The sequence below is a fragment of the Sphingobacterium haloxyli genome (assembly GCF_002980525.1).
In the GTDB taxonomy this organism is placed as follows: Bacteria; Bacteroidota; Bacteroidia; order Sphingobacteriales; family Sphingobacteriaceae; genus Sphingobacterium; species Sphingobacterium haloxyli.
The window spans coordinates 116,698-141,608 of the sequence record NZ_PVBQ01000011.1; the positions used below are offsets into that span (position 1 = coordinate 116,698).

21 protein-coding genes and 1 rRNA gene are annotated in these 24,911 nt (G+C 41.3%); 11 read left to right on the plus strand and 11 right to left on the minus strand.

From position 1 onward, the window contains the following. Nucleotides 1-77 precede the first annotated feature (77 nt). Nucleotides 78-2,228, plus strand: coding sequence for a S9 family peptidase (locus C5745_RS14225; RefSeq protein ID WP_105717671.1), 2,151 nt, complete (start codon nt 78-80; stop codon nt 2,226-2,228). A gap of 496 nt (nt 2,229-2,724) precedes the next feature. Here C5745_RS14225 and C5745_RS14230 read toward each other — a convergent pair whose 3' ends face one another. Beyond that, entirely contained in the window at nt 2,725-2,913 is a 189-nt protein-coding gene (locus C5745_RS14230) for a hypothetical protein (protein ID WP_243403352.1), read from the minus strand. A gap of 529 nt (nt 2,914-3,442) precedes the next feature. On the opposite strand from C5745_RS14230, the gene C5745_RS14235 reads away from it, so the two are divergent. The 3 genes from C5745_RS14235 to argC all read left to right on the plus strand — a co-directional run bounded on the left by C5745_RS14235 (nt 3,443) and on the right by argC (nt 6,427). Continuing rightward, nucleotides 3,443-4,159, plus strand: coding sequence for a GNAT family N-acetyltransferase (locus tag C5745_RS14235; protein ID WP_105717673.1), 717 nt, complete (start codon nt 3,443-3,445; stop codon nt 4,157-4,159). Nucleotides 4,160-4,223: 64 nt separating this feature from the next. Continuing rightward, nucleotides 4,224-5,417: an argininosuccinate synthase gene (gene argG, locus C5745_RS14240; RefSeq protein WP_105717674.1), complete on the plus strand. Its 1,194-nt coding sequence runs from the start codon at nt 4,224-4,226 to the stop codon at nt 5,415-5,417. Continuing rightward, nucleotides 5,414-6,427, plus strand: coding sequence for an N-acetyl-gamma-glutamyl-phosphate reductase (gene argC / locus C5745_RS14245; RefSeq protein ID WP_105717675.1), 1,014 nt, complete (start codon nt 5,414-5,416; stop codon nt 6,425-6,427). The genes argG and argC overlap by 4 nt, the downstream gene beginning before the upstream one ends. Before the next feature lie 234 nt (nt 6,428-6,661). Here argC and C5745_RS14250 read toward each other — a convergent pair whose 3' ends face one another. From C5745_RS14250 to rbfA, 8 genes are all read right to left on the minus strand, one after another. Continuing rightward, nucleotides 6,662-7,480, minus strand: coding sequence for a hypothetical protein (locus tag C5745_RS14250; protein WP_105717701.1), 819 nt, complete (start codon nt 7,478-7,480; stop codon nt 6,662-6,664). A gap of 72 nt (nt 7,481-7,552) precedes the next feature. Further along, complete coding sequence (gene hemL, locus C5745_RS14255; RefSeq protein WP_105717676.1) at nt 7,553-8,857, minus strand: glutamate-1-semialdehyde 2,1-aminomutase; 1,305 nt, start codon at nt 8,855-8,857, stop codon at nt 7,553-7,555. A 169-nt stretch (nt 8,858-9,026) separates the two neighbouring features. Then, complete coding sequence (hemB, locus tag C5745_RS14260; protein WP_105717677.1) at nt 9,027-10,001, minus strand: porphobilinogen synthase; 975 nt, start codon at nt 9,999-10,001, stop codon at nt 9,027-9,029. 47 nt (nt 10,002-10,048) lie between these two features. After that, a complete protein-coding gene (hemC, locus tag C5745_RS14265) occupies nt 10,049-11,641 on the minus strand; it encodes a hydroxymethylbilane synthase (protein ID WP_105717678.1) in 1,593 nt (530 codons plus the stop codon). Between the two features lie 108 nt (nt 11,642-11,749). After that, nucleotides 11,750-12,991, minus strand: a complete 1,242-nt coding sequence (gene hemA / locus C5745_RS14270; RefSeq protein WP_105717702.1) for a glutamyl-tRNA reductase — start codon at nt 12,989-12,991, stop codon at nt 11,750-11,752. Nucleotides 12,992-13,228: 237 nt separating this feature from the next. Further along, nucleotides 13,229-13,879: a hypothetical protein gene (locus C5745_RS14275; protein WP_105717679.1), complete on the minus strand. Its 651-nt coding sequence runs from the start codon at nt 13,877-13,879 to the stop codon at nt 13,229-13,231. A 74-nt stretch (nt 13,880-13,953) separates the two neighbouring features. Next, entirely contained in the window at nt 13,954-14,610 is a 657-nt protein-coding gene (gene aat / locus C5745_RS14280; protein ID WP_105717680.1) for a leucyl/phenylalanyl-tRNA--protein transferase, read from the minus strand. Nucleotides 14,611-14,632: 22 nt separating this feature from the next. Continuing rightward, nucleotides 14,633-15,004 (minus strand): 30S ribosome-binding factor RbfA, encoded by a 372-nt coding sequence (gene rbfA / locus C5745_RS14285; RefSeq protein ID WP_105717681.1) that lies wholly within the window; start codon nt 15,002-15,004, stop codon nt 14,633-14,635. A gap of 473 nt (nt 15,005-15,477) precedes the next feature. Here rbfA and argH point away from each other — a divergent pair, with 473 nt between their 5' ends. Next, nucleotides 15,478-16,809, plus strand: a complete 1,332-nt coding sequence (gene argH / locus C5745_RS14290) for an argininosuccinate lyase (protein ID WP_105717682.1) — start codon at nt 15,478-15,480, stop codon at nt 16,807-16,809. Nucleotides 16,810-16,830: 21 nt separating this feature from the next. Here argH and C5745_RS14295 read toward each other — a convergent pair whose 3' ends face one another. Continuing rightward, nucleotides 16,831-17,898: an aldose epimerase family protein gene (locus C5745_RS14295; protein ID WP_105717683.1), complete on the minus strand. Its 1,068-nt coding sequence runs from the start codon at nt 17,896-17,898 to the stop codon at nt 16,831-16,833. Between the two features lie 119 nt (nt 17,899-18,017). Here C5745_RS14295 and C5745_RS14300 point away from each other — a divergent pair, with 119 nt between their 5' ends. Both C5745_RS14300 and C5745_RS14305 read left to right on the plus strand, forming a co-directional pair. Beyond that, a complete protein-coding gene (locus C5745_RS14300) occupies nt 18,018-19,364 on the plus strand; it encodes a deoxyguanosinetriphosphate triphosphohydrolase (RefSeq protein WP_105717684.1) in 1,347 nt (448 codons plus the stop codon). A gap of 39 nt (nt 19,365-19,403) precedes the next feature. Next, nucleotides 19,404-21,521, plus strand: a complete 2,118-nt coding sequence (locus tag C5745_RS14305) for a type IA DNA topoisomerase (RefSeq protein WP_105717685.1) — start codon at nt 19,404-19,406, stop codon at nt 21,519-21,521. Between the two features lie 29 nt (nt 21,522-21,550). Here C5745_RS14305 and dctA read toward each other — a convergent pair whose 3' ends face one another. Beyond that, nucleotides 21,551-22,813, minus strand: a complete 1,263-nt coding sequence (dctA, locus tag C5745_RS14310) for a C4-dicarboxylate transporter DctA (RefSeq protein ID WP_105717686.1) — start codon at nt 22,811-22,813, stop codon at nt 21,551-21,553. Between the two features lie 95 nt (nt 22,814-22,908). On the opposite strand from dctA, the gene C5745_RS14315 reads away from it, so the two are divergent. The 4 genes from C5745_RS14315 to C5745_RS14330 form a co-directional block, all read left to right on the plus strand. Continuing rightward, on the plus strand, nt 22,909-23,892 hold the full coding sequence (locus tag C5745_RS14315; RefSeq protein ID WP_105717687.1) for a hypothetical protein: 984 nt from the start codon (nt 22,909-22,911) through the stop codon (nt 23,890-23,892). A gap of 33 nt (nt 23,893-23,925) precedes the next feature. Further along, nucleotides 23,926-24,342, plus strand: a complete 417-nt coding sequence (locus C5745_RS14320; protein WP_105717688.1) for an energy transducer TonB — start codon at nt 23,926-23,928, stop codon at nt 24,340-24,342. A gap of 184 nt (nt 24,343-24,526) precedes the next feature. Then, nucleotides 24,527-24,652, plus strand: coding sequence for a hypothetical protein (locus C5745_RS20745; RefSeq protein WP_262508128.1), 126 nt, complete (start codon nt 24,527-24,529; stop codon nt 24,650-24,652). 142 nt (nt 24,653-24,794) lie between these two features. After that, nucleotides 24,795-24,911, plus strand: a 16S ribosomal RNA gene (locus C5745_RS14330); the annotation flags it as partial.

Genomic DNA, 24,911 nt, shown 5'->3' on the forward strand with positions numbered 1-24,911 from the left:
ACTCCCGGGTTGATGTTGTTAAAAAAACATAAATCACTATTCTTTTTACATTAACTTTATCGCTAAACTCGCTTACGATGCATAAAAACTGGAACTATATGATTATTATTGGGGCTATGGCAATATCCTGTTCTGATAACATGACAAAAAAGATGGCAACTTGGCCGGGTGTTACTCCCCCCGTTGCAGAGAAAAAGGTATACGAGCGTACCATTCATGGCGACACGGTAGTGGACAACTACTATTGGATGAACGACTATTTTAAGAAAGGTCCAGATTCTGCTAAGGTGATTGCTTATCTGGAAGCGGAAAATAACTATACCGCAGCGATGATGAAAGACACTGAAAAGCTGCAGGAAAAGCTTTTTCACGAAATGAAGGGGCGGATAAAGGAGAAAGATGAGTCCGTTCCCTATTTTAAAAATGGCTACTATTATTACAGGCGTACAGAAGAAGGAAAACAATATTATAAATTCTGCCGGAAGAAGGGGAGTCTGGATGCTCCGGAAGAGATATTGCTCGATGTGGACGACATGGCAGAAGGATATGCCTATTATGCTGCGGGGGGCTTTTCGGTAAGCCCGGATAATAAGTTGCTGTCCTTCGGGGTGGATACTATATCTCGAAGAGAGTACACGATTTATGTGAAGAATCTCGAAACCGGCGCGTTATTGCCGGACAAGATTGATCGTACAACGGGTAGCGCTACTTGGGCAAACGATAATAAAACGTTGTTCTACACAGCCAAAAACCCGATTACCTTGCTGAGCGAGAAAATCCGTCGCTATACGTTGGGCTCGGGGACGGCGGGAGACGTCGTCGTCTACGAGGAGAAAGATAATACGAACTATATTGGCGTAGGAAAATCTAAAAACGGAAAACATATCATGATCTATTCGGGTGGGACGCTATCGTCCGAAGTTCGCATATTGGATGCTGATCAACCGAATGATACCTTTAAGGTCTTCCAGCCTCGGATGAAAGAGGTTTTGTATTCCGTTACGGCATTGGCAGACAAGTTTTTGATCTTGACCAATGACGGAGCAAAAAACTTCAAGGTGATGGAATGCCCGTTGGATAAGACGACCAAAGAACATTGGAAAGAATTTATCCCTCACCGAGATGATGTGCTCGTTTCCGATATTGATGAATTTAAAGGTTATATTGTGATTTCAGAACGTAAGAATGGCTTGACACAAATGGCGATACGATCTTTAAAGGACGGAACGCAGCATTATCTGAATTTCGGAGAGGCGGCCTATACCGTGTATCCAAGCACGAATGTCGAATATGATACCGATATGGTACGTTATGGCTATACTTCGCTCGTGACCCCATCTTCGACATATGATTATAATATGAATACCAAAGAGAGAACCCTCAAGAAACAGCAGGAGGTTGTCGGTGGATATGATGCCGAGAACTATGTAACAGAACGCTTGTTTGCTATAGCAGCTGACGGCACCCAGATTCCTATCTCGCTAGTTTACAAAAAAGGCTTTTCTAAAAACGGGAAATCACCCTTATTGCTTTATGGATACGGCTCGTATGGGATGTCGATGGATCCTACTTTCAATTCGTCAAGACTAAGCCTTTTGGATCGTGGTTTTGCGTATGCTATTGCGCATATCCGTGGTGGAGAAGAGATGGGGCGTCAGTGGTATGACGATGGTAAAATGATGAACAAGAAAAATACGTTCACTGATTTTATCGATTGCGCCAAATATCTGATATCGGAAAAATTGACCAGTTCGGAGCATCTTTATGCGCAGGGCGGCAGTGCAGGCGGTTTGCTTATGGGGGCAGTTATCAATATGGCTCCTGCGTTATGGAACGGTATTATTGCACAGGTTCCTTTTGTGGATGTCGTCAATACGATGCTGGATGAGACTATCCCATTGACAACTAATGAATATGATGAATGGGGAAATCCGAATGATAAAGCTGCATATGAATATATGAAATTGTACTCACCTTATGAGAATATTGAAGCCAAGGAGTACCCGAACTTATTGGTTACCACTGGGCTTCATGATAGCCAAGTTCAATATTTCGAACCCGCAAAATGGGTAGCAAAGTTACGTGAAATAAAGAAAGGGGATCAGGTCATTTTGTTTAAAACAGACATGGAATATGGACACGGTGGCGCTTCGGGTCGGTTTGATTACTTGAAGGACGTCGCGCTGAATTATGCCTTTCTATTTAAACTAGAGGGGATTGAAGAATAATATGGTCCAGAGAAAGAAGCATTAGGAGATCTTATGGGACAAATTGGTCCTCAGGCAAAATAAGAACTTTTGATATCGATTATCCCGAATGCCAGGCACACCTTTAGACTCGTTATACATAGGTTATCCATTAAGTGTGAGTTTAAAGGGAAATTAGAGGGTATTGATAGGGATAACATCTCTATTAATACCCTATTATACCCCTACTAACCCCCTGTCCCGCCCTATATACCGATAAGCAATATACAAGTAAATAACTCGAAGTATAACATCAAATCCCTAAGCTGAGATTATTTTCCTTCAACTTCTGTTCTATTTCCACTGCGCTTTTTTTTTCAAAATTTTGCCACGTAGCCATATCCTAGACAATGCCTTCAAAAAGAATAATTTTTACGAAATTAATTTTGTCTATAAAAGTTTAGAATATTTGATTTTTAACAGACAATAATAAACGACATTTATCAATAAGTAAGTAATTCTATCTTTAGACCGCACCTTACTTATTTAATGAATCCTGTTGATTTTCCCTTTCAATCTCTCGGGCATCAATTTGATGCTGTTTGTAATTTTCGATCGCTACCTTGCTGGCTTTTTGGGAAACAATGATGCCCACTATGGCAATGACCGTTACGATAGCGAGCCCCCAGGCATATTTCTTTTTATCCTGTTTGACTAACCAGTACATGAGGAAGATATAAGGGACTGCAAAAAAGATATAGAATATAATACTTGGACCAACCATCTTTCAAAGAATTTTAAACCTACACAAAAGTAGCTAAAAAAAGAGATATTTGTGTTGCGTTATTCTTTTAAACCTTTTATAGAAAAGCCGGTCTAATTAACAAATTGACGGCAAGATAATGCAATGCATATTTTTTTAATAAAAAAACTCAGTAGCTATTGCGTAAAAGAAAAAAAATATTTTCTACTTTTGTCTTATTAAAAATAATAGATAGATAAATGAATTGCTTAGGTATACATACATTCATTCCTGAAAGGCTTCCGCAGAAGCTTATAAAGGATATATTGTATACTTTCAAAGGGTTCAATTGTCCTATATTACGGCTCCGACGACCTATTCTGCCTCGAGCTTGATTGGGGGGCAGGACGACATCCATTATGAACAATCACTCGGCTCGGTGGTTTCTCAATCGTTAATTAACAGAGTTTTGTTGAGAACACATTATGTGTAATTTATTAGGTCGACATCTTCGATGACACTTTCAGATTTTTCAATTATTCCCGCCACTTCTGCACACATAGGACACGCAGAAACGATTTGTAACGAAATGTTTGAGTCCGCGAAAGCACGTGGAACAGGCATTGCTCGCCGTAAACCGGAATACGTCGTTCGCAAAATAGAGGAGGGCAAAGCGGTCATAGCCTTGCACAAAGATGGGCGCTGGGCGGGGTTTTGTTATATTGAAACTTGGGGCCACGGTGACTATGTCGCTAATTCTGGATTGATTGTGGCTCCGGATTTTAGAAAAGTAGGGTTGGCAAAAGCGATTAAAAAACGTGTCTTTGATCTATCGCGCGAAAAATATCCCAGAGCGAAAATATTTGGTCTAACGACTGGACTGGCCGTTATGAAAATAAATTCGGATCTCGGTTATGAACCGGTAACCTATGGCGAGCTGACCCAAGATGAAGAATTTTGGAAAGGGTGCCAGTCCTGTGTGAATTTTGATATTTTGGTAAGCAAAGAACGTAAGAATTGTATGTGTACGGCGATGCTTTGGGACCCTATGGAGAAGGAACGCGAACTCAAGGAGAAAATTCAACGTCGTGCTGAAGCGAAAGAACGTTTAGATCGTATTGTGAAGAAGCAATCACTTTTGAAACGTATTGAGGCAAAATTGTGGAAATCGTCCAAGAAGATCGTTGCTGCGGTGTTCCCTGTCGGTACCGGTCTTGCAAAAAATATATAATTGCTATATTTGGCACTGTCGAGGTGAAGTGTAAAGCTTCGTTACCTTAAAAAAATTTAATCTAATGAAAAAAGTAGTATTAGCGTTTAGTGGAGGTTTAGATACGTCCTTCTGTTGTATCTATTTAACAAAGGATTTAGGACTGGAGGTACATTCTGTAGTGGTCAACACCGGAGGATTCTCGGAAGACGAATTGAAAGCTATAGAAGAGCGTGCCTATGCCTTAGGCGTAAAGTCTCATAGCACGATTGATGAAACGCAAAACTACTATCGCGACACGATAAAATACCTTATTTTTGGAAATGTATTAAAAAATGCCACGTACCCACTTTCCGTATCGGCAGAGCGAGTGTGCCAAGCAACGGCAATTGCCAATTATGCCAAAAAAATAGGTGCGGCATGTGTAGCACATGGCTCTACCGGAGCTGGAAACGACCAAGTTCGTTTCGATATGATTTTCAATACCCTTATTCCGGGCGTGGAAATTATTACTCCTATCCGTGATCTTAAGCTATCCAGAGAAGAAGAAATAGCTTATCTGGCGACACATGGAGTGGAAATCAACGCAGAAAAAGCAAAATATTCGATCAATAAAGGATTATGGGGAACGTCCGTCGGCGGAGCAGAAACCTTGACCTCGAATAAATATCTTCCGGAGGCGGCATGGCCTACTCCCGTGACTTCGTCAGAACCTCAAACCGTCACGATAGACTTCGTTAAAGGTGAACCTGTTGCATTGAATGGGGAGCATATCGGCGCCGTTGAGGTTATCCAGCAACTGCAAGACCTAGCACAACCGTATGGTATCGGACGCGATATACACGTGGGCGATACGATTATCGGAATCAAAGGGCGTGTCGGTTTTGAGGCTGCTGGACCGCTTATTCTTATCAAGGCCCACCATACATTGGAAAAACATACGCTTACTAAGTGGCAGTTGTCCTGGAAAGATCAGATTTCTGCTTTTTATGGTAATTATATGCACGAAGGACAAATGCACGACCCCGTCATGCGGGATATCGAGGCGTTCCTTCGTTCCGCACAGGAAACAGTGACAGGACGCGTTATTATCGAATTACATCCTTATCGGTTTGTCGTTGTTGGAATCGAATCCGAACATGATTTGATGTCAACTAAATTTGGTAGCTACGGCGAAATGAATGAAGGATATACCGGCGATGATGTAAAAGGTTTTGCTAAGATATTCGGTAACCAAGCATTGATTTGGCACAAAGTTAATAGTGGAGGAGCGGAATGATACGAGTAGGTATAGTAGGTTCTGCAGGATACACAGGAGGTGAGCTCCTCCGTGTGTTGACTTACCACCCTCACGTAGAGATTGTTTTCGCTAATTCGGCTTCAAATGCTGGGAATAAAATCTATACAGTTCACAATGATTTGTTTGGTGACACAGAGCTTGAATTTTCTTCCGATTTCCATTCCAATATCGATGTGTTATTTCTATGTGTTGGACACGGTGATGCACGAAAGTTTCTGGATGCCAATCCGGTAGACCCCGCTGTAAAAATTATCGATCTATCGCAAGACTATCGGTTGAAAGCGAATACGGCTTATGAAGATGGATATTTTGTTTACGGTCTTCCCGAACTCAACAGGGAAGCGATTAAATCGGCAAAATATATCGCCAATCCGGGATGCTTTGCTACCAATATACAGCTGGCATTGCTTCCTTTAGCCGCTAAAGGGTTGTTACCAGAGCAGATTCATATCAACGCCACAACAGGTTCCACTGGAGCCGGGCAAAAACCTTCAGCTACTTCCCATTTCTCTTGGCGTAGTGGAAACCTCTCTGCTTACAAATCGTTCGAACATCAACATCTCCAAGAGGTGTCCGAATCGTTGAGCCAGCTCCAACCGGATTTTCTGCCAGAATCTGAGCAATCCTTACTTGAACGGGCTATGCAGCGGATCAATATGATCCCACAGCGTGGGGCATTTCCACGAGGGATTTTTTCAGCTATATACGTGACTTCGGAATTGACCGAAGAAGAGGTCTATTCCCTTTATGAGAATTACTATGCAAGCCATCCTTTTACATGGGTAAGTAAAGCAAATATTGATTTGAAACAGGTCGTGAACACCAATAAAAGCATTATGCATCTAGAAAAACACGGTAAACAACTGCTGATTTTAAATGCGACCGACAACTTGTTGAAGGGTGCATCAGGCCAGGCAGTCCAGAATATGAATTTGATGTTCGGCTTGGATGAAAGAGTAGGGCTTAATTTAAAACCTACAGGATTTTAGTTTTTCTAGAAGATTTGAAATTACCCTTCGGTAGCTTGGACTTTTCTATCTCGGAATGGACACCTATAGCCAGTGCACTCACTCTTTTCGAGTTATTCCTTATTACTTTTTTGTACGTCCTTACATCAAAGAGGCATGCGTCCCGGCGTATACGCACGGTCTTCTTTTGGTATACAAATAAAAAAGTAAAGGCAGACGTCCAGTCTGCCCTTACTTTTTTACCAATTTTAATCCTTATTCCGCAGCCAGCGTAATTTTTCTTTCTACAGAAACGTTGTCGCCGGTCACGGCATTTCCATCTTTGTCAACAAGTGTCAGCTGAATGGTATTTTCGCCCATAGGCAAATTTAATATTTCGTAGGGGACCCATTGATCTAACAAAAATTCCTGTCCATTGATATCTGCTTTCACCTTGTGGCCATTAGCGCCTAACGAACCATTTGATACGAAAAAATCCAACAACAAGGTTTTCGTATCTTCTCCTTTATATTCACCTTTAGGACGACTGTAAAACAAAGCTAGTTCTCCTGAATCAGGTAATTCTTCGATTTTAGCGTCAGCAGTAACTTTAAACTTCACTAGTTTGGAAGCGTCGGTTGTTTTGATTGACTCATGATAGGAGCGCGAAAGAAACGACATTAAGTAATGCTCGGAATTGAGTGGCACCGTTACACTATGTTCCGGCTTATACAATGCCACATAAGGTTCATTATCTAAAATAAAATGAATATGTTGTCCGTCATGTGAGTTTGCCATGTGATGGTCGTGTTCCGTCTGTGCTGTCAATTCAAAATTGCTAACACTATATTTGACAGTGATTTTTGCGGAATCTGCGCCGGCCTTTTCGGCTGTAATCGATGCAATTTCTAACGACGCTCCCGGAAACTCTTTGGAGTGCGGTAAAGGATTAACCCCAATACCGCCGACGGAGTCCGCCAAGGCTGTGGTGTCTTGTGTTTCGTCATCTGCATTGTTTGTGGTTGGGTTACATGCCACAAGTGTCGCTGATGCAGCAACAAATGCTAGGGCAGTTTTCAAACTGGTCATTTTCATACCTTTTATTTTTTTTATTTTTATGATTTCGCTACTTCTGTTATCTAACAAATATAACAGAAAAAAGTTTTACTACGTAAAAACGGTGTCCAATGCTGTCTTGATAGCTGTTATAGTCTGGCTAAGGTCTTCCTGTGTGTGTGCACTGGAAATAAATCCGACTTCGTAACCTGAGGGGCCAAAATAGATACCTTGGTTAAGTAATGAACGGTGCATAATTTTATATTTTTCCATCGAAAGGGGATCAATTTCGTCCGCCCGTTTGATATTTTTTTGCTGTGCAAAGGTAAGCCAAAAGATAGACCCGACGGTTAAGATTTGGACTGCATAGTTTTTACGATCTATGTAAGCGCGTAGAGCAGTTACGAAACCTTGCGTTTTCTCCTCCTGCTTGATATAAAAATCTGGCTCTGCCAATGTGCGAAGAGCTGCAATTCCTGCGGACATTGCTATCGGGTTCCCTGATAGTGTACCTGCTTGGTACACGCCTCCTTCAGGAGAAATATGCGCCATAAGCTCCCGGCTGGCGCCATACGCCCCAACGGGCATGCCCCCACCAATTATTTTTCCATATGTGATAATATCGGGCTGTGTATTATAGTAGCGAGCCGCTCCCTCAAAGCCTAATCGAAAGCCGGTGATCACTTCATCAAAAATAAGTAAAGCACCATGTTCTTGGGTAATTTGGCGTAAGAAATGGATATAATCTTTGTCTTGGATTAATAAACCGTTGTTCGCTGGGATACCCTCTATAATAACAGCCGCTATCTGATCGGGAAACGAAGAGAAAACCTCTTCTAAAGCTTGTTTGTCATTTAATGCAATGACGATAGTTTCATCCGCAAAAGCTTTGGGCACGCCGGCGGATGATGTTTCGCCAAAGGTAATCAATCCGGAGCCGGCTTTGACCAATAGTGAATCAGAGTGTCCATGGTAACAGCCTTCGAATTTCACAATCTTATCTTTCTTAGTATATCCTCTAGCCAAGCGGATAGCAGACATAACTGCTTCTGTTCCGGAACTGACGAAGCGAATTTTCTCGATGTAACGGTTATTCGTTAAAATCAATTCAGCCAACTCATTCTCTAATCGGGTGGGGGCGCCGAAACTTAACCCTTTGTCTAACTGCTGGATCACGGCTTCTCGTACTCCATCATGGTTGTGACCTAAAATTAGTGGCCCCCATGAACAGCAATAATCAATGAATTCATTACCGTCCGCATCCCATATCCGGGCTTTGTCTCCTCGTTCAATAAACAGTGGAGTACCGTATACCGATTTAAACGCCCGTACTGGAGAATTTACACCCCCTGGGAAGTAGCTTTTTGCTTTCTCAAAAAGTTCAGCCGATTTTTTTCGGGAAATATCTTGTTTCATTTCGTGATTCGTGAATTGTAAATTTTAGGGTTTGTACTGTCTCTTCCTTAACACTCCATGCCGCATCCGGATGTTTGCAACTGCACAAACTCATCTGTAGTACTATCCCAAATGTAAAACATCCGAAGCGGCGATTTTTTTGTTTCTTTTTTTCTAAAAAAAGAACACATTAAACTAACCATTTCTTCTCCAACACTTCTTTTGCATGATAGGTGAGAATGGAGGTAGCTCCTGCGCGACGAAAACTCATCAACGTTTCCATGATAGCACGCTCTTCGTCCAACCATCCATTGTGAATCGCGGCTTTCAGCATAGCATATTCACCGGAGACATTGTAGGCTGCGATGGGTAAGTCAAAATTATCGTGTAGTAGTTTAATGATATCTAAATAAGGAAGCCCGGGTTTAACCATCAGGAAGTCCGCACCTTCTTCCGCATCTAACTGCGCCTCCATAAGAGCTTCCCGCGAATTGGCGGGATTCATTTGGTAAGTTTTTTTATCTCCTGCCTTTGGTGCTGAATTAAGGGCATCTCGAAAAGGACCATAGAAAGCCGAAGCATATTTTGCGGTATAGGACATCAGCGAAACGTTCGAAAATCCATTTTCATCAAGTACTTGACGGATATAGCCAATGCGTCCGTCCATCATATCTGAAGGAGCAATGATGTCTGCGCCGGCTTCTGCATGGGCAAGCGCCATTTTCCCTAAAATAACCAAGGTTTCATCGTTCAGGATAATACCGTTTTCCACAATGCCGTCGTGGCCGTCCGAGCTATACGGATCCATAGCTACATCTGTTACTACACAAGCATCCGGGAAGTTTTTCTTTACCTCCTCGATAGCTTTCAAATATAGATTGCCCTTTTGATAACTTACGGTAGCGTATTTGTCTTTAAGTGAGTCGTCAATATTGGGAAAGAGGTCAAATGCGTATAACCCGAGTTTCATACAGCTTTCTACCTCACGCAGTAGGTTATCAATAGAATGCCGAAAAATTCCGGGCATAGAAGAAACCTCGGTTTTCTGATTTTGTCCCTCTATGATGAAAAGGGGGAAAATAAGGTTGGCGGGTGTTAGATGATGCTCCTGAATCATATCCCGTATGACAGTAGATTTTCTATTTCTTCTTGGACGGTGCAACATTCTTTATTATTTAGAGATTAAATATTCCTTTATTCATCGCTTATCACTTATTCATAATCCAATCCAAAGATTGCCTCTGACAGGCCAATCTCGTCGGGTGTGAAAGGAAGCGTATAGTTTAGCCCCATAGCCTCTATCGCCTTGGCAGTAGAATGTCCGATACAAATAATTTTTTGACCAGGGTCGATAAGGTGTTCTTGAAAATATGCCTGCACGTTACTAGGGCTTGTGAAAATTAGCACTTCTGCGTTGGATTTATCTACATTCTCTTGTATCACGGTTTCATACAAGGGCATATCAATAACTTTCGTATTGGACGTAAGTGCGTTTTGAATCGACATTAAAGAATCTTTTGCTCGGGGAATAAAGACCGTTTGGCCGTCGACAAGTTTAGCAAATTCTTTCGCAATGTCTTCCGTCCTGATGCCTAAGTTATCCCCGGAAAAGTCAGCAACACGACCGTGTTTGCGTAACGCATCTTCCGAACCCCTGCCGAGTACAGCGAGTTTTGTCTTTTTTAAAATCCAAGGTTCCAAATTGAAGAAATGATCAATAGCATTTTTGCTATTAAAGAAAATCCAATCCGCCCGTTTTAAAATAAAAGAATCCAGTTTATTGATAGTTGGATATATCCTGATGAGAGACCGTGCGTCAACCTGAATGTTGTGTTTCGCTAGATAACGGCCTAAGTACGAGTTTTCGTCTAGGTCGCGAGTAATGAAAACACTATTAGGTAGCTTTCTTTCTTTTTGGAATTTGGCGAAAATTCGGTCTGCCATACCATCTGTGCTTTCAGCACGGATATAAAGGCGATTTGGAAAATCTTCGTTGTCTTCCGCAATGGATGTCCAGGCTTCGTATTGTCCGTCTTCTATTTTGCGACAAAAACAGCCTAAAGGAGCATGACAGCCGCCATCGAATAAATTCAATACTTTTCGCTCTACAGCAATGATCTTCGCAACATCTTTATCGTGTATCTTCTGCAAAAGTTCAAATAATTCTTTATCCGCTTCCCTGATTTGTACTGCCAACACGCCTTGTGCCGGTGCGGGAATTACTTCGATGGGCGGAATCTCTTCAATGTGAAAGTCCGATAAATCCATTTCAACGCGAGCGATGCCAGCTTTTGCTAAGACGATAGCATCATACTTTTCGTCGCGTAGCTTCTGGATACGCGTTTGCAGGTTACCCCGTAAGTCGGTGAACCCTAAGTCTTGACGTAAAGATAACAATTGAGCCTTACGCCGATTGGATGAAGTACCGACAGATGCATTATGTTTAAGCGATAGCCTTTTTTTTATATCGACACAGTCCTTGTGGACAATCAGTAGTTCCGATGGATCCTCCCGCTCCGAGACTGCCGCAACAATCAGCCCGGGAGGATTGACGGTAGGCAAGTCTTTGTGAGAGTGAACAGCCAAATCTATCTGCCCTGTAAGTAACTCTTCTTCCAACTCTTTTGTGAAGAATCCTTTACCCTCCAGTTTGTCCAGCCGTAGGTGCTGGATGATATCCCCTTGGGTCTTTATAATTTTTAATTCGGATCCTACGCCAATCTCTGCTAGCCTTGCCTTAATGAACTCGGCCTGCCATAATGCCAGTTGACTACCCCTAGTTCCAATGATAAGTTTTCTATTCACCGTCTCCTGCTTAAATGGTATGAAATGCCTACAAATTTAACCAAATAGACATACAATCCCGACAGTATTTGTCAGAATTATGGTATATTTTCTGTCTTTGGAAGATTTTTAATTGATTTCCGTTTGGGAATTTTTAACCAAAATCTCTTTAGCCATTACCATGGGTACCTTGATGTATTTCTTCTCCATATAGCTGATGACCTTTTCTAAGACTTCGCGTGCTTGAGGGTCGAGATTTTTAAGGTCTTGGGCAAATACCTCATTTAACGCAAATGACCGAATTTCTTTGATCTTTTCAGGTACTTCACGCATGGCAACTTCAACACGACGTTGCTTAATAATCGGTAAAAATTCTTGGATATTTTGCTGGATAATAGCATCCGCACTTTCCAGCTCTGCATAACGGTCTTGCTTATTTTTCTCGGCAATTGCTTGTAGACTGCTGACTTCAATATACTGGATAGGGAATTGTGCTACTACGTTGGCGTCGATATCATTAGGTATCGCTAAATCAACGATTACTTTTTTATCGGTTTCCCCGTTGAGAAGGGACCTATAAAGGTTTATATCGATAATTGCCTCGGGTGAACCGGTACATACAATCATCACATCAAATCCTTTTTTATAATGAGCCAATTCTGATAATGAATGGGCTTCTGCATTCAATTCTCGAGCTAATTTCTGTGCATTTTTCAACGTGCGATTGAAAACCACAAAATTCGAATGTTGGTGTTTTTTTAGATACTTAGCTAAGTTTTGATTGGTTTCACCTGAGCCAATGACTAAAATCCGAGGATTAGTCGGTAGTTTGGTTTCTTTAAGTTTACGATAAGCTAATGAAACAACGGAGATTGGATTGCGGGAAATATTTGTATATGTGTATACTTCTTTAGCTGTTCTAACTAGACGATCCATAACTAAGCGCAAATAATCGCCTGTAAAGCCTGCTTTTCGACATCTTTCGTATGCTCGACGTACTTGGGCCAGAATTTCCTTCTCGCCAACAACCAAACTCTCTAGTGAGCAAGACATACGAAACAGATGCGTCAACGCGTCCATGCCGGAATAACGTGTAACCTGCCCTAAATAGCATTGGAGACGCTCCGCTGGGACACAGAAGTTCATCTGCCCCATGAAATCGGCAACAAACTCATCACTTAGCTCATGCCCACCACAAAACACAAATTCCACCCGGTTACAAGTCGCAATATAAAAAATTTCCGGAATATCCAATCTAGTTTTTAGATTGACTAAGCGATCTTCTAACTCTTCGTTGCAGATGACCAAACTCCCCAAGTCTTTTAGTTCGACGTGCTTGTGAGTAAATGCTATTACTTTTAAATTCTTCAAGGCCCAGATCTTGCTCAATAATTTTATCCTTGCAAATGTAGAGTAAAAGCCCTTGTTTTCTGTCAAAAATCTGTCAATACAATGAATTTAGAATGGTTTTAAATAATGTTAATTTCTTGTTAAATTATTTGATTTACAAAAAGTTATGATTTCATGTGATTCACGAATATGATAAACATCATAATTCCGAAGATGAATAAATGAATGGTACATAAATTTTTCTTGACTTTATAAGGTCTAGCGTCGACCTGGACGGTGGGAAATAAAATGGTCCTTTAATTTGTCCAATCCGATGTTTTCCTCGGGTTTGTCTAGTTCATAACGCCAAACTTTCATTCCTAAAAGCTCGTCATTTTCTTTAGGATGGATAAAGTCGAGCGGTTTCAAGCGAAACTCTTTATGTAGCGTGGCAGTTGCATTATGCGGTAACATGCTATAACGCAGAATTTGTATTTCAAAGTTTGGCCATTTGCTGACATTTGTGAAATTAGCAGTATAAAACTGAATGAAATCTCTGGCCGATATCTTTTCTGCGAATATTCCTGTGCGTTTTGTGCTATTAATTTCGTTTGCGACTACCAAAATATCATAGGAAGTATGATTGATAAAGAAAAATTTAGCAAGCCCATCCCTTTGTTCTCCTGTAATACCTAGATAAATGCCGCGCTCTACAAAGGGTGTTGTGGCAGTAGTGACTTGTGCTTTTGCCATCTCATCGTCATCGCGGCGCATATTTCCGTGTACCAATGTAATCTTATTGGCAGGGACAGGAATCTCAAAACCAGAATCATCCGTTACACCGATGATATCGTTGTCTTGAAAAGAAGTTATGTGTCCTTCAATGGGTTCGTCTACAAAACGAACAAAATCTCCGATCTTAAATTTCATCTCGCTATTATTGAAGCTTTAATATTTTATATACTTAGTTTTTAAATCGTGGTTGAGGATTGCCCCAGCGTGGTCTAAATGGCAAAGGGTTCAACAGTTTGTTTTTGTAAAAGTTCATAGTAGGCGGAACCCGGAATAAGCTTTGCACCTAAAGACGCTAAATGTTCGCTGTATATTTGGCAATCAATTAAATCGAAATTAAATTCTTTACAGAGATAAATTAAAGCCAGCTTAGAGGTGTTGGGCGCATGTGAAAACATGCTCTCGCCACAAAATATCGATCCTATCTGTATTCCGTAAAGTCCTCCCACCAGTATTCCGTTTTTGTCGTATGTTTCTATACTGTGCGCGTAACCCAATTCATGTAGACGGATATAAGCTTCTTGCATATCCTTTGTGATCCACGTTCCTTGCTCATCCGTTCGCTTTGTGGATGCGCATTTATCTATGACTTCCACGAAAGACGTGTTGTGCACCGTGTGGAAAGAAGAGTTGCGTATAAGTTGGCGCATACTCTTCGTTACTTTAAGTTCTTTCGGATTGAGTACAAAACGCTCCGGTGGCGAATACCAAAGAATAGGTGTCTCCTCAGAAAACCAAGGAAAAATCCCATGCTGGTATGCTAATAACAAACGTTCGACGCTTAAATCTCCTCCAACGGCGAGCAGGCCATCGTCATCTGCCAGCGCGGGATGAGGAAAAACGAGACGATCATTCAAAGTATAGGGCATAGAGAGGTACTATCAACACTAATTAATCAGGCTGTCTGGGTTCCTTACTTATTTTTTCAAATAATTTGTCCATGTGCTCGACGTATTCGTTGGTGTCGTCTAAGAAAAATTCCAACTCGGGAACTATCCGCGCCTGATTCTTAATTCTAATGCCCAATTTATAACGTATTTCACTAATCTTACTTTGAATCTGCTTTAAACTTTCTTTAGCTGTCTTCGTATTTAAAAAACTCAAATATATACGAGCGATTGCCAAATCCGGTGTAACGCGTACTTTTGTTACGGTTATAAAAGCTCCTGGAGCCCAAGAATTGCCATCTCGTTGAAATAGCGCTGCAAGATCCTCTTGGATAACGCCCGCAAACCGTTGCTGCCTTTTGCTCTCTGTTCCCATATCTTATATTGTTTTTGGTATTGTCCTTAATAACAAAGGTACTACATAATTTATAAAAAAAGCGTATCACCCCTCTCTGTGATACGCTTTAGAACAAAATTAGTTTATAAGTGGTCAGCCGTATTTCGTTTCAAGTTTTAAGACCTTCGTCTATCAAATTTAGTTTGTTAGCTTGGTAAAATAAAGTGTGAGTATTAACTCACTTGCCTTTATTTTGTTATTCCATTTCCCCTTTATGTTTACAAACATAGGGATATAAATTATTCACACAAAGATATTTTTTAAAAAAAAGTAAGTGATCACTTATTTAGTCTAAGCGATTGTGTTTTTTAACGTGGCAAATTGATCTTATGTTTATTGGCTAAGAATCGATAAATTTGTGACAGAAATTAGTAAATAAAAAGAGAGCTTCAAGAAGCTAAGAGGATTTGTAGGGGAAGAAATACTTGTTGTTCCAGTAAAAACGAAATTGAATGAAAATTTGGCAGAAGAACATTGATGTGGATTCCTTTGTGGAAGCGTTTACTGTAGGTAACGACCGCGCCATGGATCTACATTTAGCGGCTGCGGATGTGTTAGGCTCATTGGCGCACACCCAAATGTTGAATAGCATAAATTTGATGAGTGACGAGGACTTAGATGTGGTTCAGAAGGAATTAAAACAGATTTATCACGACATTTTAGCAGGAGATTTTACTATAGTGGATACTGTGGAAGATGTGCATTCTCAGGTTGAGATGTTACTAACGCAGCGTGTGGGAGAAGCGGGAAAGAAAATCCATTCAGGAAGGTCTCGCAACGACCAGGTTCTGGTTGACCTTAAGCTCTATTTTCGTTTTGAGATTCAACATTTGGTACAACGAACAGATATACTCTTTCGCAAATTTATCCAGTTGAGCGAACGGTATAAACAAGTGTTAATTCCAGGCTATACGCACTTGCAGATAGCGATGCCGTCTTCTTTTGGTTTATGGTTTGGAGCTTACGCTGAAAGTCTTGTGGATGATTTGGAAATGTTAAAAGCGGCGTGGAAAGTGTGCAATAAGAATCCACTTGGTTCTGCCGCTGGGTATGGCTCCTCATTCCCCTTGAACCGTAAAATGACGACTGAATTATTGGGTTTTGACGATTTGAACTACAATGTGGTTTATGCACAAATGGGGCGGGGGAAAACCGAACGCATTTTAGCGCAAGGGATGAGTGCTATAGCCGCGACGTTAGCTAAATTTGCAATGGACGTATGCCTGTTTATCAATCAAAACTTTGGCTTTGTCTCTTTTCCAGCCCATTTGACCACGGGATCCAGTATCATGCCACATAAAAAGAACCCGGATGTGTTCGAATTGGTTCGGTCACGCTGTAATAAGATTCAAGCGCTACCGAACGAAATTGCATTAATGACGACAAACCTCCCTTCTGGCTACCACCGGGATTTGCAATTATTGAAAGAAAATCTTTTCCCAGCATTCCAATCTTTGGGTGACTGCCTTGAAATCACAGCATTTATGTTGGAACATATCTCCGTCAAAGAGCATGTTTTGGATGATCCTAAATATGATTACTTGTTTAGCGTCGAGGTAGTTAATAACGCGGTACTAGCGGGTGTTCCTTTTAGAGAGGCTTATCGGCAGATAGGATTGGATATTGAGAATGGAACATTCCAGCCGTCGAAAAACGTATACCATACGCACGAGGGAAGCATAGGGAATCTCTGTAATGACGAAATTCTGCGGATGTTTAATGAAGTGAAGACTGGATTTGGCTTTGAAAGAGTAGAGAAAGCTTTGGACGAGCTCGTAAAGTAATTCCATAAAAAAGGAGATGATTTATATCTCCTTTTTTATGGAAAATTTATATATCGTTTCAGATTCAAGTATCTGGCTTGGTTCTAGTACGACGGATGGAAACTGTGGGTGGTTTGGACTATCCGGGTAATGTTGTGTTTCGAAACAAAAAGCGGATCTGGATGAGTATTTGCGTCCGGATTTTCCGGTGTCCTTGTCAGTAAGGAAATTTCCGGTATAAAGCTGTATTCCAGGTTCTGTCGTGAATACCTCAAGACGGATCCCCGAGTCAGGAGAATATGCGGACGCAGCTACTTGAGAAATCGGTTGGTGATTAACGAACGTATGGTCGTAGCCGTTACCGTGTTTTAATTGTGATTCATCCTTATCGATGTCCTCTGATATTTTCTTTGGCGAGCGGAAATCAAATGCCGTTCCGTCTACGGACGCTTCGTTATCCAATGGTATCTGACTTTCATCGATAGGCAGAAAGTGATCAGAAGGGAAATGCAAGATGTGATTAAGCACGTCGCCTTGTCCTTCACCGTCCAAGTTGAAATAGGCGTGATTAGTGAGGTTTACGACCGTTTTTTTATCTGTTTCCGCTTTGTATTTTATGATAATTTCATTTTCTTCCGTCAGTTCATACGAAACAGTGGTTTTTAAGTTCCCTGGAAAACCTTCCTCACCATCGGGTGAAACATAGCAAAATTCTATTTTCTTTTTGAAAGATGTCCGTCTGTCCCAGACCTTAGAATGGAACCCAGTTGGACCGCCATGTAAACAGTTGCTGCCATTATTTCGTGGCAGCGTATATTTTTTGCCATCCAAATGAAATTGGCCATTGGCAATACGATTGGCAAAACGTCCTATGGTGGCGCCATGGTATTGTTCATCTGCCTGTAAGTACTCATGAATGGAATTAAATCCTAATACCACGTCCCGAAGATTTCCGAATTTATCTGGAACCAAAATACTGACAATACGTGCACCATAATCCGTAAAGGCTACCTGCATCCCTGTGCGATTCTTTAAGATAAAAAGATGTGTTTTTTTTTCATTAATTTTGTGTTCAAAATTTCGATAATCCGGAAGTGAATAGATATCCATGATATATAGGGTTTACACCGTAAATATAAGCAATTAGCTTGATAAGCTCAAATAAAGCGGAAAGTAACTATATTCTAATAAACCTTATCTTTGTTGGCAAACGTAAACGTATACTTTACATGAATTGGAAACAGTTATTATCTACAAAACGTTGGGGGTACGAGCATCGTGAAGTGAGTGACCAGATTGATGCGCGCTCAGAATTTCAACGAGATTACGATAGGTTAATATTTTCGTCACCTTTTAGAAGACTGCAAAACAAAACACAAGTTTTTCCTTTGCCAGGAGTAGTTTTTGTGCATAATCGACTGACGCATAGTTTAGAGGTGGCAAGCGTGGGGCGATCGTTGGGACGTCTTTTTTATAATATCATGAAAAAAGAAAACCCAGATATTGACCAGGAATATCCGTTTTTGCAAGAAGTAGGCAATATTGTATCCGCGGCATGTTTATCGCACGACTTGGGCAATCCTGCTTTTGGACATTCAGGTGAAGAGGCTATCTCTTCCTATTTCACGGAGGGAAAAGGGCGGGAATACCAACAGTTCGTTAGTGCCGAAGAATGGGCCGACTTAACACATTTTGAGGGTAATGCCAATGCATTGCGTGTACTTACCCACGCTTTCAATGGGAAAGATGAAAAAGGATTTGCATTAACATATGCAACATTGGCTTCAATTGTAAAATATCCTTGTTCGGCCATAGAAGGGCATGTCAAAAATAATCATCATCGTAAGAAGTATGGTTATTTTGATACCGAGACAGCAACGTTCCGAAAAATTGCCGCCGAGCTGGGATTGAAAGCAGATCCGGCGAACCCCGGTGGGTATTTACGTCATCCGCTGGTCTATTTGGTAGAAGCCGCCGATGATATATGTTATAATATCATAGACCTGGAAGATGCTCATCATCTGAAAATACTTTCTTACGCAGAAGTGGAAGAACTATTGCTGCCCTTGTGTGGAGGAGAAGACTTGCGAGACCGGCTCGATGCTCTAGCAGACACGGGTAGTCGTGTAGAGCTCCTGCGCGCTAAAGCAATCAATACTTTGATTCACGGCTGTGCGTCGGTATTCGCAAAAAATCAAGATAGATTTTTGGCAGGCACGTTTGAGATGCCATTGGTGGATGCGTTGGATAATAACATCGTGGCGCAAATGAAGAGAATTTCTGCGATATCGGTAGCTCGTATTTATAACGCACCGACTGTAGTGCAAATTGAAGTAGCAGGTTTTAAGGTAATGAACGCGTTATTGGAAGAGTTTATTCCGGCTTATTTAAAGGAAGAAAAAGGGCATTTTGATAAAAAAATAGTGGCCATGATTCCCGATCAGTTCCATACAACACTAACCGATACATATGCCAAAATTCGAACAGTATTGGACTACGTGTCAGGAATGACTGATATTTACGCAGTGGATTTGTACCGGAAAATTAAAGGTATATCCATCCCATCATTGAAGTAATTTTAGATATATAAATAAAATAAGGGCTAAAGCATTAAGATGAAAGTTGTTATAGCAGAAAAGCCATCTGTGGCTAGGGATTTGGCTCGGGTTATGGGGGCTAAGGAGGTGAAAGACGGCTACATTACAGGTAATGGTTATGCTTTTACATATGCCTTTGGACACCTTATTCAATTGTGTACGCCGCAGGCATATGGATACGCTACATGGGCGGTGTCTAATCTGCCTATTATACCATCTGAATTTCGTTTAGAAACAAAGAAAGTTAAAAAAGATGGAAAGTTGGTCGACGACGCAGGAGCAAGGAAACAATTGAATGTTATTAAGGAATTAATTGCTCAAGCAGAGGAAATCATTGTTGCGACAGATGCCGGACGAGAGGGAGAGTTGATTTTTCGAAATATATATTATTATCTCCATGCCAAAATCCCATTTAAAAGACTTTGGATTTCTTCCCAGACAGACAAAGCGATCAAAGAGGGCTTTGCTAATCTGAAAGACGGGACAGAATATGATAGCCTATACATGTCTGCGAGATCACGGGCAGAATCTGACTGGTTGATTGGTATAAATGCCACACAAGCCTTGACGTTGGCTGCCGGAAACAGAGGGCTTTTGTCTCTAGGGCGGGTGCAGACGCCAACGTTGGCGATGATCTGTTCGCGATATGTAGAAAACAAGAGTTTTAAACCACAAGTTTTCTTCAAAATACAGGCAGGTTTTGAAAAAGATAGTATCAGGTTTAAGGCAACGTCTACCAAAATAGATACAAGAGAAGAAGCAGAAGCGGCTATAGCGAAACTCACCATAGGAACGGCAGCAAAGGTCGTGAGAGTAGAGGCTAAAGAAACCAAGGAGCAACCACCTTTGCTATTCGATCTAACATCCTTGCAGCAAGATGCCAACAAAAAATACGGATATTCGGCTGATCAAACATTGAATCTTGCACAGACATTGTATGAAAAAAAGGTTATCACGTATCCGCGTACGGGATCTCGTTATATAGGAGAGGACGTATTTGAAAAGATTGAAGAACTTTTTCAGCATCTCGCGGATACTGCAGGAGGAGAAATCGCTGCCATAAGCCGTAACCTCATTGGCGCTAAATTAAATAAACGCTCTGTTGATGATAAGAAAGTGACGGATCATCATGCCTTGTTGGTTACGGACGAGAGACCGGGGCCGATGCCGAAAGAGCAGCAGCATGTCTATGATATGATAGCGAAGCGTATGGTGGAGAGTTTTTCGGACGTTTGTTTGAAAGATATTACAACCGTTACAATTGATGCGCATGGAGTGGAGTTGATTGCCAAAGGAACTGTTATTAAACAATATGGCTGGCGTCTATCGGCTGAGCAGGTAGATTTACCCGATGATGAAAAAAATACGGACGACCACGACAATGAGAATGCTCAATTGCCTAAATTGTCAGCAGAAGAGCTACTCGAAATTTTGTCGCTGGAATTGGCGGAACGTTTTACAAAAGCTAAGCCTATCCATACCGAGGCATCGCTTTTAAAAGCGATGGAAACCTCCGGTAAAGAAATTGAAGATGACGAAATGCGCCAAGCTATGAAAGATTGTGGTTTGGGGACACCGGCTACACGAGCAGCGACCATAGAGACACTTTTTCAACGGGACTATATTAAACGAGATAAAAAGAAGCTTATACCTACAGAAAAAGGACTTGCGGTTTATCGATTGGTCAAAGATCGCTCGATAGCAAAGGTTACATTGACAGGGAAGTGGGAACAAAAGCTAGAGGAGATGCGCGCCAATAAAGTATCGTATGATGTTTTTATGAAGCATATTAAGGATTATACCTTGAAAATCACGAAAGAGCTGCTTCAATTGCGTGTGGCTATGCAGCAAGAAGAAATAAAACCTCAGCAAAAAGGGAAGATAAAATGTCCTAAATGTACACCAGGGAATATGCTCTTATATGACAAGATGGCGCAATGCGACCATTATGCAAGAGGTTGTGATTTTAAAATTTGGCGTACATTAAATGGTGTGTTCCTAGAGGAAAAGGAAATGAAGAACCTTTTGGAGAAGGGCGGTACTTCCATGTTAAAAGGTGTGAAGAACAAAGAAGACCAACGTGTTGATGCGGTACTTGTATTCAAAGATTTTAAGGTAGCTGTGGATGGAGAATGATAGAGATATTCCGCTCATATTTCAATGCCTCATATTTTCTTTTCAGGATTAAGCGCCACATTTAGTTGATTCGTATCGACTTCTTTTTCCCATTTTGCCAAGATAAATGTGGCAGAAGTGTTGCCGATAATGTTAGTGAGCGCTCGAGCTTCACTCATAAAGCGGTCTATTCCAAATACAATAGCGATGGCTTCCACTGGAATATGCCCAACAATTGGCAACGTGGCTGCTAAGATGACGAACCCGCTTCCGGTGACGCCGGCTGCACCATTAGAAGTGAAAGTAAGTATGAATAAGAGAAACAGTTGCTCGTTCCAAGCCATAGGTTCGCCAATGGCTTGGGATAAAAAAATAGCAGCCATAGTGAGATAAATAGCGGTGCCGTCTAGGTTGAAGGAATAACCGGTAGGGATAACCAAGCGTACCAGCGGTTTGCTACAGCCGGCACGTTCCAGTTTTTCCATGATTGCCGGAAGGACAGATTCGGAAGACGATGTTCCCAATACAATCAGCAATTCTTCTTTGATATACCCTAATAGGCGCCACATATTGATCTTATATCGCCATAACAAGCTTCCTAGGAAGACGAAGATATAAATTAAACAAGCGACATAAAACCATAGCATCATTAGACCCAGTGATTTAAGGATACCTACTCCGTACTGCCCGACCGTAAAGCCAATAGCGCCCATTGCACCTATTGGCGCTACTTTCATAATCATTTTTATCACAAGAAAAATACCTTCCAAGAAAGACTGCATTACTTGTTTTACGGGTTCCGCACCTTTACCCATTTTCGCAAAGGCAAATCCCAGGAGTACAGCGAAAAATAAAACTTGTAAGATATTTCCCTCGGAAAGGGAGCCTACGACATTGTTCGGAATTATATCAAGCAAAAATTGTACAACACCTCTTTGTTTCTCTCCCTCTTCAATATAGGTGCTAACTTGCGATGTGTCTAGCTGTTTTACGTCTATATTCATGTCTTCTCCGGGTTTTGCGATATTAACGACTAGCATGGCGATAAACATTGCCGAGAATGTGCTTAACTGGAAGTAGATCATGGACTTGATGCCTACTTTCCCTGCTTTTTTAAGATCGTCCATGCCCGCAATTCCCAAAACGATGCTACAGAAGATCAGTGGTGCGATAATCATCTTGATTAATTTGAGAAATCCGTCGCCAAATGGTTTTAGTGCCACGCCTAGCTCGGGGTAAAAATGACCTAAAGCAACACCAATGAGAATAGCGATAATTACTTGAAAATAAAGTAGGCTGAAAAGGTTTTTCATGTAGTTTTTAATTTGTTTATCCGATTAGCGTTCGGCGCAAATATATATAAAAAAGACAAAAAACAAATTTTCAAAAACCTACCTTTGTTTCTATTATGACATCAAGACTTTATAATCCATTCGTCGCATTTAACTTTGATAATCAAACGTGCTTTTTGACGGGGGAAAAGCTTCGGTCACCAGAGGAACAAACTCAAGTGTTTCCTATATGGATGATGCGGGCGTTTGAGCTAGAAGAAAAGCCATTCAAAATGTTGGATGAAAATATCGTAACCTATAAGGCGCTCAAATTGCCTTGTTCCGTTGGAGTTGCACAAGCGTTTGAGCAGGTAGAGAGCGAAGTCGAAAGCGCTATGAAGGTGGGGTATAAGGCAGTAAAGGATCTAGATGAAAAAATGTTGTTTCAGTGGATAGGAAAGGTTTTATATGGCGTTGTTTTCAATGAGATACAGGTTGGGATTCGACAGGCGGTACATAGTGGAGAGGAGATGAATTTTTCTCAAGCATTGGTACATAAGTTCCGGAATCTACACTTTATGTTGCAATCGCTCGTTGTGCCAATGGAATTTGAGCATGTCAATCCATTTAATGTGCAAGTGTTTCCTGTAGATAACGCTCCCGACACCTTCTTATACAGAGACGAGATTAATACCTTAGTTTTTTCATTACGCATGAGAGATTTCGCTGTTATAGCGACTTTGCAAGACAACGGCACGAATGCTATTTATCACGAGGAGATTTTAAATCACGTAAAAGGACGTGTTTTGCATCCTGTACAATTTGAAGAAATCTGTGCTCGGTATTTCTATTCGGCTTATTTGTTTAATCGTTTGCCCGACTATACCTTCATGGAAACCTCTGAAAAAATTTATATAGAGCCTATGGCTTTAAACGATTGGACATTGAAGCCTATTTTTGATAATTGGCAGACCAAAACATACGGACAAGTATTGGAGAATTTTTGGAAACCATGGGGCTACACACTTTTCGAAATTATCAAAAATCCGGAACAACCAATGACGTTTCTTTTTGACAATGAAAATAAGTTTCCGGAAATATTAGATTTGGGGAAGGCATAGTTTAGGTATTTTTAAAGTAACAAAGGAGGAGTTATGAGGAGTTGTTTGTTTGCTTTTCTGTTAAGTGTTACATGCGGAACGTTATTTGCACAAGCACCTAAAGATCCCCTTATTGTGTATGATGTCGATACATATGCGCAGTTTAAAGGAGGTATTACAGGGTGGAACCAATTTGTTCGTGAGAATCTTGATATTCGTAATCTTGTCAATTCAATAGATAGTACGACGTACGTAGATTATGGGCTTAAACAAACTGCTTTAATTGAATTTACCGTCTGCGAAGATGGTGTTGTGTGTGATATTGAGATTGTGAATAAGGATAAAATAAGTCCGGAGTTTGCTAAAGAAGCTTTGCGTGTGATGGATAAATCGCCAAAATGGACACCGGCATTAAAGAATGGAAAGCCTGTTCGTACGCGATTTAGGCAATCTATTGTCGCAGTCTTGTAGTTTTCAAAAACTATCGTGCAGTTTTCCAGGGTTTTGGGTCCTTCGGGGCGAAAAAAGGGTGTTTGGGCTTGCGTTTTATGCCCGGAATCTCTACCTTTGCACCACTCCGCAAGGGAGTACGGCGGTCCTTCGGGACCTTGGGCCGGGGAGAGGGGAGAAAATAAAAAAAATATTTTTTGCTTTTTTGAAAAACTTTCCTACCTTTGCAGTCCCTTCGGAAACGGAGGGCAAAACACAAGAGATAGATTCCGTTCCTTATGGAGCGGTTGAGATAGCCGAAGCGCGAAGCGGAGGTGCAGAAGTTCTTTAAGATAGATGATCATGTAGCGCAGCGAGTACCCTTTATGGGGGAAAGTTGCAACAGAACAGACAATTTTTTCGGTCCGGGCCGTACAGTACAATTACTGACGATCCGGTCATAAAAAAGATGACCGGGGTCAACATTCATTTTTACAATGGAGAGTTTGATCCTGGCTCAGGATGAACGCTAGCGGCAGGCCTAATACATGCAAGTCGGACGGGATTGTCCCTTAGCTTGCTAAGGGGCATGAGAGTGGCGCACGGGTGCG